The sequence below is a fragment of the Ruminiclostridium papyrosolvens C7 genome (assembly GCF_000421965.1).
Classification (GTDB): Bacteria; Bacillota; Clostridia; order Acetivibrionales; family DSM-1351; genus Ruminiclostridium; species Ruminiclostridium papyrosolvens_A.
The window spans coordinates 24,643-39,997 of the sequence record NZ_ATAY01000030.1 but is presented as its reverse complement, the minus strand read 5'-3'; the positions used below and the strand labels follow the sequence as shown (position 1 = coordinate 39,997).

The 15,355-nt window shown below is 37.4% G+C and carries 18 protein-coding genes and 1 other annotated feature; of the genes, 6 read left to right on the top strand and 12 right to left on the bottom strand.

Annotation, left to right across the window (positions count from 1 at the left end; genetic code table 11):
• Positions 1 to 15: 15 nt before the first annotated feature.
• Complete coding sequence (locus tag L323_RS29920) at positions 16 to 858, bottom strand: MBL fold metallo-hydrolase (RefSeq protein ID WP_020815344.1); 843 nt, start codon at positions 856 to 858, stop codon at positions 16 to 18.
• Positions 859 to 882: 24 nt separating this feature from the next.
• Positions 883 to 2,010, bottom strand: a complete 1,128-nt coding sequence (locus tag L323_RS29915; RefSeq protein WP_020815343.1) for a zinc-dependent alcohol dehydrogenase — start codon at positions 2,008 to 2,010, stop codon at positions 883 to 885.
• Positions 2,011 to 2,147: 137 nt separating this feature from the next.
• Here L323_RS29915 and L323_RS29910 point away from each other — a divergent pair, with 137 nt between their 5' ends.
• Positions 2,148 to 2,840, top strand: a complete 693-nt coding sequence (locus L323_RS29910) for a manganese catalase family protein (RefSeq protein ID WP_020815342.1) — start codon at positions 2,148 to 2,150, stop codon at positions 2,838 to 2,840.
• A 463-nt stretch (positions 2,841 to 3,303) separates the two neighbouring features.
• Here L323_RS29910 and L323_RS41350 read toward each other — a convergent pair whose 3' ends face one another.
• The 5 genes from L323_RS41350 to L323_RS29885 form a co-directional block, all read right to left on the bottom strand.
• On the bottom strand, positions 3,304 to 3,450 hold the full coding sequence (locus L323_RS41350; RefSeq protein WP_020815340.1) for a hypothetical protein: 147 nt from the start codon (positions 3,448 to 3,450) through the stop codon (positions 3,304 to 3,306).
• Between the two features lie 423 nt (positions 3,451 to 3,873).
• On the bottom strand, positions 3,874 to 4,089 hold the full coding sequence (locus tag L323_RS29900) for a hypothetical protein (RefSeq protein ID WP_020815339.1): 216 nt from the start codon (positions 4,087 to 4,089) through the stop codon (positions 3,874 to 3,876).
• A 13-nt stretch (positions 4,090 to 4,102) separates the two neighbouring features.
• A complete protein-coding gene (locus L323_RS29895) occupies positions 4,103 to 4,621 on the bottom strand; it encodes a transcriptional regulator (protein WP_020815338.1) in 519 nt (172 codons plus the stop codon).
• A gap of 55 nt (positions 4,622 to 4,676) precedes the next feature.
• Positions 4,677 to 5,030, bottom strand: coding sequence for a hypothetical protein (locus L323_RS29890; protein ID WP_020815337.1), 354 nt, complete (start codon positions 5,028 to 5,030; stop codon positions 4,677 to 4,679).
• Between the two features lie 101 nt (positions 5,031 to 5,131).
• Positions 5,132 to 5,998: a GNAT family N-acetyltransferase gene (locus tag L323_RS29885; protein ID WP_020815336.1), complete on the bottom strand. Its 867-nt coding sequence runs from the start codon at positions 5,996 to 5,998 to the stop codon at positions 5,132 to 5,134.
• A gap of 110 nt (positions 5,999 to 6,108) precedes the next feature.
• Positions 6,109 to 6,163: a sequence feature (sodium ion sensor (DUF1646 type); this cis-regulatory element may regulate processes involved in with the transportation of sodium ions), on the top strand.
• 242 nt (positions 6,164 to 6,405) lie between these two features.
• On the opposite strand from L323_RS29885, the gene L323_RS29880 reads away from it, so the two are divergent.
• Complete coding sequence (locus tag L323_RS29880; RefSeq protein WP_020815334.1) at positions 6,406 to 7,461, top strand: DUF1646 family protein; 1,056 nt, start codon at positions 6,406 to 6,408, stop codon at positions 7,459 to 7,461.
• An 85-nt stretch (positions 7,462 to 7,546) separates the two neighbouring features.
• Here the strand turns inward: L323_RS29880 and L323_RS29875 are convergent, their stop codons facing one another.
• Positions 7,547 to 7,741: a DUF1858 domain-containing protein gene (locus L323_RS29875; protein WP_020815333.1), complete on the bottom strand. Its 195-nt coding sequence runs from the start codon at positions 7,739 to 7,741 to the stop codon at positions 7,547 to 7,549.
• Between the two features lie 39 nt (positions 7,742 to 7,780).
• The gene (locus tag L323_RS29870) at positions 7,781 to 8,770 is read right to left on the bottom strand and encodes an NADH:flavin oxidoreductase (protein WP_020815332.1); all 990 of its coding nucleotides are present in this window, start codon (positions 8,768 to 8,770) and stop codon (positions 7,781 to 7,783) included.
• Between the two features lie 177 nt (positions 8,771 to 8,947).
• Between L323_RS29870 and L323_RS29865 the strand changes: the two genes are divergently transcribed.
• Positions 8,948 to 9,247: an ArsR/SmtB family transcription factor gene (locus L323_RS29865; RefSeq protein ID WP_020815331.1), complete on the top strand. Its 300-nt coding sequence runs from the start codon at positions 8,948 to 8,950 to the stop codon at positions 9,245 to 9,247.
• Between the two features lie 208 nt (positions 9,248 to 9,455).
• Here L323_RS29865 and L323_RS29860 read toward each other — a convergent pair whose 3' ends face one another.
• Both L323_RS29860 and L323_RS29855 read right to left on the bottom strand, forming a co-directional pair.
• Positions 9,456 to 10,562 (bottom strand): phage tail protein, encoded by a 1,107-nt coding sequence (locus tag L323_RS29860; RefSeq protein ID WP_020815330.1) that lies wholly within the window; start codon positions 10,560 to 10,562, stop codon positions 9,456 to 9,458.
• Between the two features lie 27 nt (positions 10,563 to 10,589).
• The gene (locus tag L323_RS29855; RefSeq protein WP_031342006.1) at positions 10,590 to 11,192 is read right to left on the bottom strand and encodes a phage tail protein; all 603 of its coding nucleotides are present in this window, start codon (positions 11,190 to 11,192) and stop codon (positions 10,590 to 10,592) included.
• A 289-nt stretch (positions 11,193 to 11,481) separates the two neighbouring features.
• Between L323_RS29855 and L323_RS29850 the strand changes: the two genes are divergently transcribed.
• Positions 11,482 to 13,200 (top strand): methyl-accepting chemotaxis protein, encoded by a 1,719-nt coding sequence (locus L323_RS29850; protein WP_020815328.1) that lies wholly within the window; start codon positions 11,482 to 11,484, stop codon positions 13,198 to 13,200.
• A gap of 135 nt (positions 13,201 to 13,335) precedes the next feature.
• Here L323_RS29850 and L323_RS0120660 read toward each other — a convergent pair whose 3' ends face one another.
• Positions 13,336 to 14,085: a LysM peptidoglycan-binding domain-containing protein gene (locus L323_RS0120660; protein WP_020815327.1), complete on the bottom strand. Its 750-nt coding sequence runs from the start codon at positions 14,083 to 14,085 to the stop codon at positions 13,336 to 13,338.
• Between the two features lie 250 nt (positions 14,086 to 14,335).
• On the opposite strand from L323_RS0120660, the gene thiS reads away from it, so the two are divergent.
• Positions 14,336 to 14,533, top strand: coding sequence for a sulfur carrier protein ThiS (gene thiS / locus L323_RS29845; protein ID WP_020815326.1), 198 nt, complete (start codon positions 14,336 to 14,338; stop codon positions 14,531 to 14,533).
• 2 nt (positions 14,534 to 14,535) lie between these two features.
• On the top strand, positions 14,536 to 15,339 hold the full coding sequence (gene thiF / locus L323_RS29840) for a sulfur carrier protein ThiS adenylyltransferase ThiF (RefSeq protein ID WP_020815325.1): 804 nt from the start codon (positions 14,536 to 14,538) through the stop codon (positions 15,337 to 15,339).
• Positions 15,340 to 15,355: the final 16 nt, after the last annotated feature.

The window sequence follows — 15,355 nt, the reverse complement described above, 5'->3', positions numbered from 1 at the left end:
GTTTAATTTATTTGGTTACTGTACGCTATCGGGTTTTGTTTCACTTCCCGCAAACCGTCCCTTATGAGGAACAGATATTTCTTCAAAATTCTGGACAAGGTATTCCAGATGCCTTTTTAACTCATCTCTAGCCATTGGCATTCCGTGACTTGGTATTGCCAGATGCGGCTTCAGCTTGGCTATAAGCTCAACGGACTTTTGTGCAGTTTTCCAATCTGTAGTAAGGTATGCAGGGGGCCCTTTGATTTTCTCCTTCTGGGTAAGCACAGACATAAAAGATTCCTGCTTTGTTGTAGTAAAGGCATCTCCTACAATAAGAGTACTATCATTTTCCCGGAATAAAGAAATATGCCCTCGGGTATGTCCGGGTGTATGAATCCATTTCCAGCCTTTCATGCCGGGTACACTTCCATCCCGGGGAAGAGCTGCAACGCGGTAGCCAAGATTAATACTTGTGTGCGGAAAAGCAGGAGACATTTTAGCAACAAGTCCTTCATCCACGGATGAATCAGCCGTCGGGTAATCCTCTTTCCCCGTAATGTAGGGTATTTCAAGAGAATGGGCATATACCGGCACATCCCACTCCTCAGAAAGTTTTATAACTGAACCGACATGGTCAAAATGCCCGTGAGTCAGTATTATCGCCTCGGGGCGGCTTTCAACCCCAAAGCGTTTTTTTGCACTTTCCATTATAAAATCATATGAGTTTTCAAGGCCGGTATCAACTAATACCCACTCCTTTGAATCTCCTACGATGCAAGCACTGACAATCGTAAAATGAAGCAGCAGAATATCTGGTAAAACCTCCTGTGAGGAAGAAGTTAATTTCGACAAGCCATTGAGTATCTCATTTATCATAATTCAATCCTCCAAAGTACATAGTCAGGGTTTTAATATGACCTTAATACAGTTATCCAGTTTTTTGTCAAATATTTCGTAGGCATGTTCTCCTTCATCTAGTTTAAGTTTATGCGTAATAATATCTGTAGCATCAAACTTACCCTGCTTTATTAAATCCAGAATCCTTGGAACATAGGCTTGTGCTGGACACTGACCCATTTTAAGTGTAATATTTCTTGCAAAGAAGTCTCCAAGTGGGAACATATTGTATCTTGCACCATAAACTCCTACCATTGACACTGTCCCACCTTTTCTTACTGCTTGAGTGGCTATTTCAATAGCGGATTTTGATCCTCCCTGAAGTTTCAAAGCAGTCTCAATCATCTCAAATTTGGTCATCTTTCCGTCCATACCTACACAATCAATTACTACATCTGCTCCGCCATGGGTTATTTCTTTTATATATTCTCCTGTATTATCGTGTTCTTCAAAATTAATAACCTCTGCTCCATACTGTTTTGCATGTTCAAGACGGTAATTAACGTAATCCACGGCTATTACTCTCTTAGCTCCGTGGAAAGCTGCCCACTTTATGCTGAGAAGTCCTACAGGGCCGCAGCCAAGCACTACTACAGTGTCATACTTTTTCACTCCACCGTTTTCAACTCCCCAATAAGAAGTAGGCAAAATGTCTGTCAAAAAAAGCACCTGCTCGTCAGCCAATTCCTCAGGAACAACAGTAGGCCCTACATTAGCATAAGGAACTCTCAGGTATTCAGCCTGTCCTCCGTCATATCCACCGTAAGTCTTACTGTATCCGAATATTCCGCCAACCTCTCCATTTGCATTTGAATTATCACACTGACTCCACAAGTCATGTTCACAGTACCAACAATGTCCACATGAAACCGGAAAAGGGATTATGACTCTATCTCCCTTTTTAACCTTTTGAACTCCTTTTCCGGCATCTTCCACTATCCCCATGGTTTCATGCCCTAATATATATCCCAACGGCATATTCGGTATCATACCATGTATAAGATGAAGATCAGAGCCGCATATAGCTGTTGAGGTAACTTTTACAATTATATCGTCATCTTTTTTTATTTCAGGATCGCCCACATTCCTTAATTTAACGTTTTTTATTCCTTCATATAAAATAGCTTTCATAGTAACCTCCATAAGAAACTATATTTAAAACTATCTTTACCCATGAAAATAATTAATATTCGATGCAATAATTGAAGAATATTTTATTAAATACTACAAATTCTAATACCAAACAACTTAAAAAAGGAGATAACATTATGTTTAAACATGATAAAGCACTTTTACAGGATGTTCAGGTAGACGGCCCTAATCCGAATTATGCAGCAATGCTTCAGGAACAGCTGGGCGGCCCTCAGGGTGAACTTAAAGCTGCATTGCAGTATCTTTCACAGAGTTTCAGAATAAAGGACCCTGAGATAAAAGACTTGTTTTTGGATATCGCATCGGAAGAATTAAGTCATATGGAAATGGTTGCTCAAACAGTAAATTTACTCAACGGTCATGTTCTTGATGCTAAAAATGCGACTATTGGCAACATAGAAGCACACGTTTTAACGGGACTTACACCTATGCTAAGTAACGCTTCAGGGCAGTTGTGGACTGCTGCATATGTCAATGAAACAGGAGACCTTCCGGCTGATATTCTTTCTAACATTGCAGCTGAGCAGCGTGCCAAGGTAGTTTACGAATATCTTTACAGACAGATAACAGACAAAGGTGTAAGACGTACCATAGATTTTCTTCTGAACCGTGAGGAAGCTCATAACACTATGTTCAGAGAAGCCTTTAACAAAATTCAGGATACCGGTTCATTGAAGGACTGGGGCATCACAAAGGATTCAAAACTTTACTTTAATCTATCTACCCCGGGAGATCAGTTCTTTAATGCGGATAACCCACAGCCCGCAAGTTTTCAAAATCCGAATCCACAGCAACCGCAGCAGCATTAATCAACTTCTATTGTTTAAATACCAAGAGGTGCATGGATTGTATATCATTCCTGCACCCCATTTACATTATTTTCTGATAAATCTGTATGGCCCAAATATTATGACAACTGCTATAAGAATTATTATTATTGTGTTTACATTATCTGAGATAAAATGAGCCCTTTTTAAACAAGTGTCATTCCTTTTTAAAACAAGTGTCATTATTAATAATACTGATAAAATGATTCTGATAATCAGAAGCTTATTTTTATTTTGCATAGGAGTTTTCCTTTTCCGATAAATATAACCTTTCCACAATTTAGACTTTTTGGAGTTTACATATTACACTATTTAACTCGTCCATTCGGCTTATTAAATAATCAGCAGATGGAAATTTGTCATTGTTTTTTATTTCTGAAAACAATATAGTCCACAACCCCACATATTTAGAAGGTTCAATAAACGCGGGCTAATGCAAGCCTCATTAATTCCAAATCAGAATCTCCTGCATTTGATCAACACAGCAAATATACGACTTGTAAATTTTAGACATTACATCCTTTACACCCGGTATAACGTCAACATGAGGCCACTCAACCATTGGACCACTAAATTCTAAATGGTCTCTCATTAAAGTGTCTCCCCAGTCAAAAACAATGGCTTATATTTTATACTCGCTCATATGTCCCCCCTAAACAAAAACGAGAGTCAATACATGTACCGTGTGTCGCATATAATTTCATTTACGCTGCCTAATTAATAATTTTATCAAGAACAAAGTTTATGATACTTTTTAAGTTTAAAGAACTATCAATATAGTATTCATCTTCTAGTAATTCAATTTTATATTTGGAATAGTATGATAAAACTTCTTCAAGCTTTTTAAAATATTGATTAGGAGATGGATTATTGAATCTATCTTGAAGCCTATTGCTCCAGGCAATCCAATCTGAACAATCACAATGAAAAATAAATACTCTGCAATTATTCTTAAAATCAATTTTTGATAGAAACAACTTCCAACTATCAGTATTAGATAAGCCAATATCAACAATTATATCTGTACAATATTTATATTAGTCTGGATCATTTTTGCTAACAAGTCGTAAGTTATACTATTATTTATTGAATTATCGTCTATGTAATGTGATATGACATCAAATATATTATCTTTTCTTAATATTGAAACCTTTATTTTATTGCTCAAGGCATCTGTTATAGTTGTTTTTCCTGTCGCAGCCTTACCCCTGAAAAAATAAATGTTAGACATTATTAGCCTCATCTTAAATAATTTTTTTACAAGGCAAAAAATATCCAAAAGTGAAGATATTATTACCATCTTCTTTGATATTTGCATAATTATCGAACGAATAGTATTCCATTGAAATCCCAACGATTGAATAATCTGGCATATACCCGTTCTCTTTCATTATTTTCTCTGTTTTAGCATGAGCCCCCTTTTCAAGATGAGAAGTGTTACCTTTTATCCAGCCAATCCCCATCAGACAGTCAGGGATGTCACGATGAGAAAACCCGTTTGGAACCGTAGTTTCCGGCTTAGTAAATACCCCTGCAATATAAGTAAACTCTTTAGTCTTTAAATTGTACTCACCCATCCAACCTATTGTGTCTCCCTTTGGAGACACTCTCTCGGGCATACTTTGAAGAAACTCATTTGTACCACCATTTAAAATACTATCCCATAATTCTGGAACGGGATTTTTCTTGCCAACAACAACCTCTTTACCGATTAGTCTTACTGCCTTGAAGTTTTGCACTTCAAAAGAAATTTTCAGCCCCATAAAAGCCTCCAGTACCTTAACTTTCTCCAGACTATTATTGTTACAAAACCGATTGTTACTTTACACCGTTAAATATGTCAATCGCTTTCTGGTTTTTTGTTTCAAGTAAAAACCTGCCATTTGACGGCCAATCTTTTATAAGATTATTATCTTCCTTATTCTTTTTTAATTCTTTCTCCGACGAATATTCATATATTGCTGTTTTCTCATTATCCATATAGAAAATAACACCATCTTTAGCCCCTATCATAGCAAATACAGGTTTTTCTTTGGCATCTACTTTGACACCGGCATCAGTATAAGATTTTATAAAAGTATCAAGAGTAGCTGTACTCTTATCTCCACCTGTGCATGCGGTAATTCCGATTATCAGACTTAATGTCATTAAAATAGTTAAGAGTTTTTTCATTTTATTTTGGTTCTCCTATAAATTTTATTCAATATATTGTACCATACTATTCCTTATAAGGTAATAATTTACACAATGATGCTATCTTTAAAGCTTCTCAGTTACAGAACTTGAAACCAGTCACTCAATAATACATTTTCTTTAAATCCTCTTTTTTTATACATATTAAGGGCTACTATATTTTTTGTAACAACAATTAAATCAATTTCTGCCACCTTCTTTTCGTTCAAAAAACTAATAGCAGTTTCCAAAAGCAGCTTGCCGTATCCCTTTCCTCTAACTACTTTAAGTAATCCCAAATCAAATTCACCTATTCCTTCCTCAATATTAAATTGTAGAAAACCCACCTTTTCATTATTAACGGTTACTATATAATAACAATTGTTTTCATCTGCATTTTTTACATATTCCTCAACTTCTTTCTCTGTTAATGTTGATCCGTTGGGGACTTCTCTAAATGAATTATTGTAAATTGTTAAGTATTCATTTTTATTTTGCTCTGATAATTCAATCAAATCTAATGGTTTATATTTTACATTTCTATCATCCAATTTCATTCTTATTACGGAATACAGTTTCTCCATACCTAAATTTTTGAGTATTTTGATAATTGTATCATCCTTTGTTCCTAAATATACTTGGTTTGCCCCATACTTTTTGGCAATGTACTTGGATTCTTGCAAAATTTCACAGATAGCAGACTTTTTATCCTCTACGTTTTCATTTATATCCACCTTAATAACGTAAGCTATCCCTTTTTCTTTACATTCCTTCAAAACTACTGATGCCAATCCAATTATATTATCTTGATTAATGATTACAATAACACCCTTACCATAATCAAATCCTTCAGCCCTGTATTGTTTTTCCATGTCTTCTAAGGACGTTTTATTTATTTTGTTTCTATTTATAAATTCAAGCAGTTTTTCTGCTTCATATTTATTTAACTGCGAATAATTTCTTGTCATAGTCTATCCCCTTTTATACGGTGGTTTATTTTTATACCTAAGCTCCTTATAAATATTGTACAATTTTTTTTACCGTGTTATAATAACCGTAAGTTAATAAAGTTCTTTTCGGTTGAACGGATAACTTCCGTTTTCAAGAGTTTTTGGCTTCTGGGGTGGGAAGCTCGTATATTTACGAGTTTTCCACCTTTTTTGCGTTCTTATTTAGAAAAATCTGGTTCTCGTAACATAAATTACTTCCCAATATTTGAAAGTTCCCCGGCTGCGTTTTGAGTAAAGGGGGTGACACTAATGAATAATATAAAAAGGCATCTTATAATGGTAATCTGCTATGTTGTAGCCGCAATTGGAATTGTAATTGTTTTAGCTAATTTTATGAAATAAAAAGAACTTTTGGAGGATATTAAATGATTATAGGACTTTTGATTGTACTGGCGCTGATATTGATACTACCCTTTGTATTTAAGCCCATAGAACATAATCTGGAATACTTTCTGCTAGTTATGGGAATTGCAGCAACATTAATTTCAGGTACACTCTCTAGAGGCTTAGTGCTGCATATATTTGAAAACTATCTTCTCTATTTTATAACCGGTGCAGTACTGGTAGCCGGATTTATTTTCAGGATTTCAGTAGGCAAAATCAAAAGATTTGTAGGATATGCCACAGAGCGTTTACCTATAAGCATCTTTGTTTTTCTACTAATAATAGTTCTAGGTCTGGTTTCCAGTCTGATTACGGCTATAATCGCCGCTTTGATACTTGTTGAGATAGTGCATGCCCTACCCTTCAAGCACAGTCAGAAGGTAAAGCTAACAGTAATATCCTGTTTTGCAATTGGCTTGGGTTCAGCCCTAACTCCTATTGGAGAGCCTCTTTCAACTATAGTAGTTTCCTCTCTGAAAGCCGATTTTATGTATCTTTTCAGGAACATAGGCATATACGTTATTCCCGGAGTCCTGGTTATGGCAATACTTGGAGCTGTGGTATCAAAAATGATGCATAGGGCAAATCAAAATGAAATAGCGGGTGAAACTAGCTGGAAGGACGAAAGTGAAGGGGTTTTGGAGCTAGAAAGCATAAAAGCAGTATTTGTTCGCGCCATAAAAATATTTTTATTTATAATAGCCTTAGAGCTGCTGGGTTCCGGATTTAAGCCCCTTATAAACACATATGTCATTCATTTGCCCAGTATGCTATTATACTGGATTAACATATCTTCCGCCGTATTAGACAATGCAACACTTGCAGCTGCCGAGGTAAGCCCTGCTATGAGTACTAAACAGATTCAGGCGATTCTTATGGGGCTGCTGCTAAGCGGGGGAATGCTCATTCCCGGCAATATTCCAAATATTATATCCGCAGGGAAACTGGGCATTAAGAGTCGTGAATGGGCAAAAATCGGGCTTCCTCTTGGATTTGCACTGCTTATTATTTACTTCATAATAATATTCTTCATATAGCAGATAAAAAATAAGCGTAATAACCGGAACATTTATTTGCTTCGGTAATTATGCTTATTTTGAATCTTGCTATTCTTATTTAGAATTATTCCTTTATTGCCTCATTAAGTTTTTTTATTAATTCATCTACATTTATACCGTGAGCCATTGCGCCCTGTTCTATGTTCTCAAACCTTGCTGCCATACATCCGAAACAGTGCATTCCATGGTTCATCAATATTTCTGCAGTTTTTGGATATTTCTCAACTATATCAGTTATTGACCAGTCCTTTGTTATCATTTTATCACCTCCTTACGGGATTAATTTATTAATCTAAATTTATATACCCATTGCACGGGCAGCCCAATCAGAATCATTCAAAATTGCTCTGCCTACTCCTATCAAATCAGCCTTTCCATCAGCTAAAAGCTGTTCTGCCGACTCCGGCTCCGTAATTCCTCCGGTAAGTATGACAGGAATGGAAACCTGCTCCTTAATTGCCTTTGTCAAAGGCCAGAAGTAACCTTGCTCATTTATATCCGGTTTAATGTAGCCGCAAAAGCCCCCTGAAATATCCAGAGCCGCCACGCCTGCCTTTTGAAATTCACCGGCTGCTATAATGCTATCCTCTATTGTGGTGCCGCCCTCCATATAATCTGATGCCCCAAGTCTCAGAAAAACGGTAAAGTCCTCTCCTACTGCTTTTTTTACAGCATCAATTACCTGAAGGTGTATTTTTATTCTGTTTAAAACATTTCCGCCGTATTCATCGGAACGCTTATTGCTTATTGGAGATAAAAACTGACTTAGAAGGTAACCATGGGCTGAATGTATCTCGACACCGTCAAAGCCCGCCTCTTTAACCCTTTTGGCAGCATTTGCAAACGAACTGATTATACCCTTTATTTCCTCCGTGGTAAGTACTCTGGGAACAACATTCGGATTTCTCGGATGTGGTACGGCAGAAGGGCCTACCGGACTGTTTCCTGTTATTTCGGCAGATGCGGCACTTCCTGCATGGTTAATCTGCATTATGGCCCTAGAGCCATTCTTGTGGATTACATCAGATAATTTCTTTAGATTTTCTATTACACTGTCATCTGCTATGGACAGCTGATTACTACTGGCTTTGCCTTCCCTGTTTATATAACTGTGTTCAATAATTATAAGACCTATATGGCCACCCTTTGACTTTTCATCGTAATATTCAATAATGTCCCGGCTTACTTTCCCGTCATCTTCCGACTTTGCAGTAGCCATGGGCGGCATGACCAATCTGTTGCTTAGTTTCAGATTTCCTATACTTAGCGGCTTATGCAGCAATTCCATAATATCTACCTCCATACATAATTAACAATCTTTTAAAGATACTTATTATTATATTCTAAAATATAAAGTTTACTTATGTTAAATAGTTCAAATATAATTGAACTATTTAAATATATCATAGCCTGTGGTATAATTCAATAGTATATTAAATTAAAATAATACAGGAGGTACAGGAACTTGCGGGAATTATTTCATCCTACAACAGAACAAATGTGCTTATCTACTGTTTTAAATGCACTTGGTGATCCTACGCGGCTTCAGATTATAAAAAATCTTGCCAATCAGGAGGAAACCACCTGTGCATGCTGTAATATAGACCTGACAAAGTCCGCCCTTTCCCATCACTTCAAGGTTTTAAGGGAATCCGGCCTAATAAATGTACGGATTGAGGGTAAACAAAGGTTTATGTCCATAAGGTATGATGAACTAGACGCAAGATTTCCGGGGTTATTAGAATCTGTAATAAGGAGTATTTAATTTTGCTTAAAAAAGCATGAATCGGCTGCATATGCCAATCCATGCTTTTTCTTACGTATATGAAATTACACTTATTATACGGGAACTATTCTGAACTTGAATTTATCAAGCTTTAGTTCATTTTCAGCGCTGTCAGGTGCTGTTTCTACAACATGGTCTGAACCTTTTTTTGTGCCGGAGGCAGTTATTTAAAGTTATGTACTGTTATTTAAACATTGCTGGACTTTATAATATAATCCAGATAAATATTTACAGGTCGTGTCTCCGAATCACCACCGGCTATAATGTGCTTATGATTTCCGTTATTATCCGTTACTTGGCCTGAAGGATAATTGGCAACTTCGTGGCCTGCACAATAATTTTCTATATATTTATCCTGTGGCAGTTTGGGAGCGCTGTGAGTATGAGCTCCGTCTGTTGATAATGAAAAATTGGAGGTTTTTGGAAGAGAGGTTGAATATTCCTCTATTTGCCCAACTCTGGTTGATCCATGTGCTCCCGATGTATCCGATGTATTTGAGTTTACACCTCGTACAAATAATCCTCTAAGATCCGGTACATTAAAATTGGTCTGATCACCTCCGTATATATTAACGATGTTCTCATAAAGGTCAGGATATTTGCTGACTTCATATGAACTGCCGATACATGGAAGCCAACCATTGGCAATCAGGTCATTGCTCTGATTTACTGCATCTCCTGCAAAAGATACAATAGACCCTGCTGCTAATAACATAGACTCATCATAATCAGCTGAAGTAAATTTTATAATCCAATACATATACAGGTTTACAGGTCTGGACTCGCTGTCCCCGCCGGATATAATGGTATGCGAATGTTGTCCGGCTTCCCCTGATGTAGCTGTACGCCCAGGGAAATTCGCACCTTCATTATCGGTTATGGCACATGCGGCATTCCAGTAATCTGTAGGCAGATGGTCAACTGAGTGGTTATGATTGCCCTGATCGTTTGTTATAAAATTATTCTTTGGCTTGGCTGTTGCATAATCCTGAACCGAGCCCGTATTGTCCCCGGCCGTTGCTCCTGACCTTACAGCCTTACGTTGTTGCGCATCAGGGTCGTACCCTCTTCCGTGGTCGGTTGCACGGACAAATCTTCCTCGAAGGTCAGGTATATAAAAATTAGGAATACCATCTCCTCCATATTTTGTTCCTATTACATTAAACAGTTCTGAATATTGTGTTTTATCCAACACTCTTCCGTCACAAGGCAACCAGCCGGAAGATTTCAACTGGTCTTCTTTAAGTGGTCCGGCAAAAGGTATAACAATACCTACTGGAAATTTTAAAGGCATATCTCTTCCTCCTATATAAATAAAAAATTATTTGCTGTCTTTACTGAATTTAATTAAGAAATGCAGATTCATATTTCTTGGACGGGTTTCGGGATCTCCTCCACCGACAATATCATGAGAATGGGAACCAGATTCACCTGTTCTGGTATTGTCACCAGCCTCTTTTCCGCCATCCCTGCCTATACTGCCGGCATATGCATTGTGAGAACCGTCAGGCAAGTGAGGTAAATTGTGTGCATGACTACCCGTTACATCAGTAGTAAAACTAGCCTTTGGAAGTCCTGTTGCAAAATCCTGATAGGAACCTACGTCATTTCCGGTATTTCCACCATCTTTAGCAAATGTCCTCTGAGCTGCGTCAGGGTCCATCAACTTACCTGATTCACTAACAGCGTCTCCATTAACTCCTCTTATAAATTTGCTTTGCATATCGGGCAGGTAAAAATAATTATTATCCCCTCCATGCGCATTCCCGATAGACTGAAAAAGATCAGGATAATCAGCAATTTTCAATTTACTTCCATCACAGATAAGCCACCCCATTCTATACAATCTGTTAACCATTTCAGATTTAATCTCTCCAGCAAATGATATAACACTTCCTACAGGCATTCTCTCCGTAGCTGCCATAAGCAAACATTCCTCCTTCTTTTGGTATCAAAATTAAATTTCATATTATTCTATACACAATAATAAGTCATAATTAATGACATGTCAATATATAGAATTAAATTCATTTTTTAGGTATTACTCTGTAGTTATTCAGTTATCAAGTTATAAACGTAAATATTTTTGTTCAATATAAATGACATGTTTTCTTAACCCAGCTTTATGTTAACATTTTGTCGTTAATTAGCATAAATTATATTAATGGCTCAAATTGCGTACGTACATATCCAAACTTAAGGAGGTAGGTAATTTGCCACTCACATTAAGAATTAAATTATTTTTTTCATTCGGTATGATATCAGCTGTTTTGATAGGATTGGTAATATATGCATATGCAGGTGTCGGGCAAATTTATAAGAATGGCACTGAGTTGGATAACATGTGGCTTTCAGGCGTTGAGTCCGCACACAAAATAGAAACTTTGGGATATGAGTATAGAACCAATGAATACAGATTTATGATTTATAAAAATAATTATGCTGATAAAGGGGCCTTTGAAAAGTTTGAAAAGGATATGAACAGTATTGTAATAGAAGCTGAAAAAATTATAAAAGAACGCAGAGATTCGGCTGTTTTGCCTGAAGATGTTAATAAGTGGGAACAGGTTAAAATACAATGGGAAAACTATATAAAAGCGAGCCGGAAAGTTCTTGATAACACAAAACAGGATAATTTCACAGAAGATATCAATCTCTTACTTGCAGACAAATCAATACAGGCCTATGATAATTTACGTAATGCAACCGATGACTTGGTAAATTACAACCGAGAGAAAGTTAATAAGGCCAGTGAAAACCGTCAGGATGACTGCAAAAGCCTCAAAGATGTGTTGTTGATATACATCACGGTGTCATTGGGTGTCATTATTTTAATGACATTATACACTTGTTCGGTTCTATCTGGGCCAATTACAGGGTTAGAAGAAGTGTCCCGTGCAGTGGCAGACGGAGACCTTACAATAAGAGCAGAAATTGAATCAAATGACAAACTTGGCCAATTAGCAGAAGCGTTTAACTCTATGATTAAAAGGCTTAGAATTTTAATGCTGCAAATAAGCGAAAGCTCTCAGCACTTATCAGCCTTATCAAAGGATTTAACATCAAGTTCCCTGAAAAGTTCAAGTGTAATGGAAAAAATTGAGCTTACAAGCGAAAACGTAGCTTTAAGTACCGATAAACAACTTTCAAGCGTCAAGGAAGTTTTTGAATCCATTTCCCAAGTATCTGCCGGACTGAACCAGATTTCAGTCAGCAGTCATAATGTTACGAAGCTTGCCCGGGCATCTGCTGATGCATCAAATAAGGGGATGGTTACAGTAAATGCTGTAGCCGAACAAATGAAAGAGATTGACAGTACTATTTCAAATACTGCAGTGGTAATAAAGAATCTTAATAAAAAATCAAATGAAATCTGTAAAATTATTGATATAATTTCTGATATAACTGACCAGACAAACCTGCTATCCCTAAATGCTGCAATTGAAGCTGCCCATACAGGGGAATGCAGCAAAGGCTTTTGTGTTGTTGCCGAAGAGATAAAAAAGCTGTCAAAACAGTGCAAAGTATCCGCCAGCCAAATAAGAAGCCTGATATTAAGTATACGTGAAGAAACCCAAAATGCAGTTACAGCAATTTCAGAAGGTACCGTCAAAGTTGCTGAAGGCCTTGAAAAATCCCGACAGGTAAGCCATGTATTTGAAGAAATACAGAAATCTGTCCAAAATGTAGATATACAAATTCTGGAGGTATTCTCTGCAACAAAACAAATTACTGCAGAAAGTAATAATATTGTGAAAACCATTGATGTTGTAAAGAGAACAGCGGAACACATTAATAGTTCCTGTCAGGAAAATTCAGTTGCAACCCATGAGCAATCTAAGGCATTAGAAAAAATATCTTCCAAGGCCCAATTATTATTAAAGTGTGTAGAAGAATTAAACGCGTTGATTTCACAATTTAAGACCCGATAGTATAACCTTGACATCAATAAAAGGTAGTGAAGTTAAAACTCCACTACCTTTTATAATTTTCATTCCGCTAAATCAGTACAGTATCGAACCTATAAATATAGGAATTTATCAGACCACTGTATATATGCAGTTTAGCTATTTAAACTTATTGTTAAATTGTTTAACAATGCCTTTTGTCATCACATCGGCCATTTCCAAAGCCTGTTTCTCAATTCTATCAAATGTTGAAATTCCTCCGGAAAAATTCCCAGTCAACATGTCAACAGCTTCTACCTTGGTCAATGCAAGGTGTTCATACAGCATTGCCCTCCATTTGTCACGAGACCAGTAAGGATTTATACTTGCCAGAAATGCAGCTATTTCATCTGCATTGGAATACCATCTTTTTTCAGCATCTGCAGCAGCGGCGGTGTCACCCGCTTTTGCAGCCTTGACAAGTTGGTCGGCAATAACAAGATGATTTGTTAGTAAATTCGCAAACCTGGATGCAGTAATATTCCCATAATACGGCTTTAAGGCGGCCTCAAAATCTGTCGGGTTTTGTAATAGACGTTTGGTAACTAAATCCACGTCCGGTATTCCAAAAACATTGCTCAGAATTGTTAGTCTGGTCCAGAAAACATGCTGCTCCCATAGCATTCTCAAGTGGTTGCTTAAAGCTACCTCTGCTCTGCTTATTCCTGGATTCCTAAAACTGTTTTCTAACGGGTAGTACCCCTGATTGGGATTAATACAAATTACCTGTCCTACGTAAAGTTTGTTAATGTCAATCCCCGGATTGACGGCAGCAATGGCATAAACTGTAGTACCATACATGTTTGCAATTTGCCATAACGTGTCTCCCGGGCGTATTGTATAAGAGATTGTTCCTGTTGAGCATGGCATACTTATCACTACCTAAACGGTTCTTTTCCATATACTATGTTTTGGTAAACATATTAGTGCCTTGTACCTCAGAATCTTTTATACTACTGGCTATCCGGCAAAACAAACAGAACTCACTTAATTGACTAATCCGTACGAATATAATATAATATATACAACTGAATAAAGAAGCACAAAATGGGGTACACCACCGCGGGTGTAAATTTCATTTTGTGCTTTTTTTTTCGGAATTTTGTTGAAAGGAATGAGCATGATGAAGGTAAACGGGACGTATACGGAATTAACAGTTAAACAAAGCCTGCAGGATTATCTGGTTTCCCAAAACTATGATATTTCAAGAATTGCAGTAGAACTGAACGGCGAGATTGTTCCTAAAGCAACCTATTCCCAAGTAATGCTGGGCAATGGAGATACTCTTGAAATTGTAAGATTTGTAGGAGGAGGCTGAAAATGATTATTGCACTAAACGGAAAAAGAACGAATGTCAAATTCAGAACAGCTTTTGAGGTGCGACGTGAACTTGGCAATAAAACTGACATAGTTATTTTAAACGGCTTCCAGATAGACACGGATTGCGAGCTTTCTGAGAACGACACCCTTGCTGTCATTCCCAAGGGCTGCATGCCGGACAGGGATGAGCTTGAAAGCATGATGATGGCACGGCATACGCCAAATGTTCATAATAAGTTGAAGGAAGGCCGGGTTGCCATAGCCGGGCTTGGCGGACTTGGCTCAAACATAGCTGTCATGCTTGCAAGAATAGGAGTTGGTCACCTGTTTCTGGTGGATTTTGACATGGTGGAGCCAAGTAATCTCAACAGGCAAAGTTACTACATTAGTCACTTGGGTATGGAAAAGACAGCTGCTCTTAAAGTGCAGCTCAAGGAAATAAATCCTTTCATAACCGTTGAAACAAGAACCGTACGTGTAACAGAAGATAATGTTTGTGAGCTTTTCGGGGACTACAGTATTATTTGTGAAGCCTTTGACAAACCGGAAGCAAAGTCCATGTTGGTCAATACTGTTCTGGAAAGGCTTCCGGGCAGTAAAATTGTGGCCGCCTCCGGCATGGCGGGATATGAAAGCTCAAATATTATTAAAACAGTCAGGCGAATGAAGGGTTTTTACCTGTGTGGTGACTTTGAAAACGGAGCAGGCATCGGTCAGGGTCTGATGGCACCACGTGTGCAGATATGTGCAGGGCATCAGGCTAATATGATTCTGAGGCTGCTCCTTGGGATTGAAGATATATAAATAGATTACATAAGGA